Below are 4,516 nucleotides of genomic sequence, written 5' to 3'. Positions count from 1 at the left end.
TTTTCGGAGTTATAAATGATATCATATATTTTTTCGTTTAATTCTTTTCCTGTTAAAAAATTCATTTTAATGTTTTTGTGATTTTAATATTTAAATACAAATATAAAATACTTTTTTAGGATATAAAATTAAACATCAAATAGCCAATAAAATTAAAATTTTATTAATTATAGAAAAAAAATAGCTGTACTCTTATAGATTAAAAACATTGCGCAAATAACTTGTGTAAATTTCCCCACTTCAGTAATTTTCAAAAATTGCAATTTCTTTTTTAATTTCCAATTATTGTTGTGGCTAAATGATGAGAAAAAATGGTATGGAAAGGTCCTACGGTAGAGTTGGCTTTCTGTTCATTTTTCAGTTGATGGGTAAGATCCCTCCCAGTGAATGTAACGTGAACCTTAACTTGGTTTAGATAAAACCAATAAACATTGCAGTAGTTATTCTTAATTTAAAATCGATTCAGTGCAGACGAACAAAAAGAAAAGGGTTTTACGCACCGCAAAAATGATTATAGTGTTATATCTTAGCAGATTAGAATAGAAAAAAATAATTATTTATGGAACTTGAGGCGCTTATCATTTTATAAAAAATCTTCGCCAGAAATAGAATTCTGATATGTTCCAAGAACTCAATCCTTGACCTACCTAATATCAACTGTATAAGGGAATATAAATCCATTACTTATGATGAATTACCGGCAGAAGTAAAAGCTAAGAATAGTCTATAAGTAATTTTGATGAAATCCGAATTTACGAGTGTTATGATCTGTCCGACGAATGCAAAGATTGTATGGTTCACAATAAAGATAGCGCAACGGTGAGTTAGTTAATGAACAGGGACCCTCATAGGTGATTACATGCCTATAATAAAGTATACGAGGTTACCCCATTACTTTTTTTAAAAGGTGAAAAAATTGAGTTCCATTGTGCCATATATTTACCTTTTCTTAAGTAAACCATATTAAAATGATTTATTCAAAATCTAGCCTCCTGAGATATCCTTAAAAAATTATTTATAGAAGCTTTAACAAATATGTTCAGGGAAAAAAGTTGGGTTACTTATTTATTTTTGTGTTTATTAGATCGAGGAAAAAATATTGCAGAATAATAGGGTACAATTATCATCATTATAAGCTTACCAAACAGAAGTGAACATTCCTCACGTTAAAAAACATATATCAAATTATTTTTCAAATTCCTCATTGTTTATAGGTCATTAGCTAAAAAATTACTTTTAAGAGAAACTAAAAAAGAGTAGCCTAAAAGTAAGTTGGTCAAAAATCTAGAATAATACTTCCTTGTTTATAATTTGATTTTCAATCGCGAAAAATATTATATTATGATAAGTAGATTTTTTTATTTAATTTGTTCCCTTCAAGTTATATTACTATTCTCAAGTTGTTCGAGTACGAAAAAAGAAGTAGAGAAAGGACTGCATAGTGCTCAATTAAAAGAATATGATGTTCCTTTATTTGATGATAGCAGAACTCGTTCCGTTCCAATCACTATTTATGATAATAACCGATCAGATCAAGGTAAGAAAATTGTTATATTCAACCATGGATACGGTTTTAATAAAGGAGGAGATTACAAAGTATATTCTAAACTTTGTAAATTTCTAGCAAAGAGTAATTATTTTGTTATTTCTATTCAGCACGAACTCCCTAATGATGATCTTCTTTCGATGGAAGGCGATTTATATAAAACCAGAATGCCCAATTGGCAAAAAGGGGAATCCAATATAAATTTCGTAATAAACGAATGTAGAAAAAAATATCCATATCTTAATTGGAAGGATATTACCTTAGTAGGACACTCAAATGGGGGAGACATGGCAATGTTATTTGCAAAAAATCATAGAGATTTAATTAAAAATGTTGTATCTCTGGATCATAGGCGTTTTCCTATTCCCAGAGTTGCCAAACCCAGAATCTTATCTCTGAGAGGATGTGATTACCCTGCGGATTCAGGAGTAATTCCAACTCCCGAAGAATACACTATATATGGTATTAAAATCGTCTACTTGAAGTATATGAGACATACTGATATGGATGATAAAGGCACGCAAGAACAAAGTGACGAAATAAATAAGCAGATAATAAATTTTTTGAATGAAAGATTAAAATGAAATCACTTAAAATATAAAACACCATAGCTGCTGTTCTTATAAATGTTTTTTTTAAGTCATTCCTTTGATTAATCCATCCTTATCAATCTAGCATAAAAACAAAATGATAGGAAAATTCCCCATATAAAACCTCATTTTATCCATCTAAAGTAAGAAGTCAAAGCTTTTAAACCTCTGATATAAGCATTTTATATCACTTTTATAAGCCCAATAGTAGAATAAAAAAATAAGCCTGTTTGAAGTTTAGAAAATGAAAGGAGTAGGGAAGTTATATTTTTTATGGACGAAGATGATCAATCATACCTATACAGGGAGATGGAGATAGCTCTGTTATTTAAAAACATAAAACTCAAAAACCTTAAAAATAAGGGGCTATTACTATAGCTGTAATAGCCCCGACTTAATCTGACAGTTAAATGTTAAAATAATTGTCAGTTATTCAATATTGAGGCTGTCTAAAAAGGTCTTTTAAAAAAAAGAACCCCGTCATAAAAAAATGGCGGGGTTTTTCTGTTTTTTGTCCTTAAGATTTTGTATCTTAAGGTGCACCCAAAAAACGATATGAAAGTACAATTTAAAGCCTTACCATCGAATAGCCCGAGCCTATTTCCCGAGGATATTTTTGATCGTATTCCATTGAACCATCCCGTTCGATTGGTTAATCAGGTTGTTGATCAACTGGACATCGAGCATCTGATCAGTCAATATAAAGGCGGGGGTACCACGAGTTTCCATCCCAGGATGCTTCTTAAAGTTTTATTCTACGCTTATCTAAGCAATATCTATTCTTGTCGAAAGATCGAACGCGCCTTGCAGGAGAACATCCATTTTATGTGGCTTTCTGGAAACAGTACGCCTGATTATCTCACGATCAATTATTTTCGAGCCAAGCGTCTTAAAGGTCAAATACAGGATCTATTTGCCAGCATCGTTCGGATGTTGCATGAACTGGAGTACGTCAGTTTGCACGTTCAGTATGTAGATGGCACCAAGATCGAATCGGTAGCAGGTCGCTACACATTTGTTTGGAAGAAATCCATCCAGAAGAACAAGTTAAAACTGGAAGCGAACATCGCTGCTGTACTTTCAGCGATTGATGCGCAGATAACCGAAGACCAATCTTCCCTAGGCAATCAAGAAATTAGTAAGGCAATCGATAGTGCAGAATTGAAGGCAAGGATCAAAGCAATAAATACCAAGCTCAGATCGGGCAGTAAGTCTACCGGTAAGCAGCTCAAGAAACTTGAGGAAGACTATTTACCGCGATTGGAGAAATATGAACAACAACTGGAAATACTAGGGGATCGCAATAGTTATAGTAAAACAGATACGGATGCTGTTTTCATGCGCATGAAAGAAGATCTCATGAAGAACGGTCAGCTCAAACCGGCCTACAATACACAGATCAGTACCGAAGAGCAGTTCATCACCCACTACAGTATCCACCAAACGACCGCAGACACCACAACCTTACCGAGACATCTGGAAGGCTTTGAATCTCATTACGGAAGGCAAAGTGCATTAATTGTGGCGGATGCCGGATATGGTAGCGAGCAAAACTATGAGCTGATGGAAAGAAAAGGGATAACCGCTTTTGTCAAGTACAATTACTTTCATATGGAGCAAAAGCGTAAACACAGTCAGGATCCTTTTTCGGTGCAAAACCTGTATTACAACCAACAGGAGGACTTTTATGTATGCCCTGCAGGACAGAAATTTAGCTTTATTGGTCATGCAACTAGGGTTAGTGCCAACGGATACACTACCCAAGTGAGCTGTTATCAAGCTCAGCGATGTGAATGTTGTCCGATGCGAGGACAGTGGCATAAAGCCCAGGTCAGCCGCCTGATTGAAGTGAACCACCGACTTACTGAACTTAGGGCTAAAGCCCGAGAAAGACTATTATCAGAACAAGGGCTCTATCATCGAAGTAAGCGACCCGTAGAAGTTGAGGCTGCATTTGGACAGATGAAAAGCAATAACAAGTTTACCCGGTTCAGTATGAAAGGATTGGAGAAAGTTGCCGTGGAGTTCGGTTTGATGGCCATTGCTCATAACCTAAGAAAATGGGCAAGAAAGTGGAAAAACAAGGCTTTGATTGGTAATCCTGATGGCAAAAGCTCCCTACCAGCGATAAATATAGGTCTCGAAAGAGTAAAAAGTACGATATATCGACTTGCAGCTTAATAATGGAAACGAAAATGTATCGAAGTTAAAAAAACCTGTAAAACAGAAGAAGGTGCCTTTTTAGACACCTTCTTTTTGTTCCACTGCAAGAGTTTCCAATAATTTCTCTTTTGCAATAGGTTTACTATCCAAAAACGTCTGCAGTGGTGTTTTACCATAACAATGTTTTCCAGTATGCGTTCTTTCATTGTTGTAATAG

General features: G+C 34.6%; 2 protein-coding genes. Both read left to right on the top strand.

Annotated features, from left to right (window positions below; genetic code table 11):
- Window positions 1-1,341: 1,341 nt before the first annotated feature.
- Window positions 1,342-2,130 carry an alpha/beta hydrolase family protein gene (locus GNY06_RS07440; RefSeq protein WP_166519487.1) on the top strand — a complete coding sequence of 263 codons (789 nt, stop codon included), beginning with the start codon at window positions 1,342-1,344 and terminating at the stop codon, window positions 2,128-2,130.
- Between the two features lie 561 nt (window positions 2,131-2,691).
- On the top strand, window positions 2,692-4,317 hold the full coding sequence (locus GNY06_RS07435; RefSeq protein ID WP_212995097.1) for an IS1182 family transposase: 1,626 nt from the start codon (window positions 2,692-2,694) through the stop codon (window positions 4,315-4,317).
- Window positions 4,318-4,516: the final 199 nt, after the last annotated feature.

The organism is Elizabethkingia argenteiflava (assembly GCF_009904105.1).
Lineage (GTDB): Bacteria > Bacteroidota > Bacteroidia > Flavobacteriales > Weeksellaceae > Elizabethkingia > Elizabethkingia argenteiflava.
This window is presented reverse-complemented; position numbering and strand designations above follow the sequence as displayed.

What these genes read in the sequence shown, in the direction of transcription:
- GNY06_RS07435 (WP_212995097.1), top strand. Translation starts at nt 2,692, where the DNA reads ATGAAAGTACAATTTAAAGCCTTACCATCGAATAGCCCGAGCCTATTT.
- GNY06_RS07440 (WP_166519487.1), top strand. Translation starts at nt 1,342, where the DNA reads ATGATAAGTAGATTTTTTTATTTAATTTGTTCCCTTCAAGTTATATTA.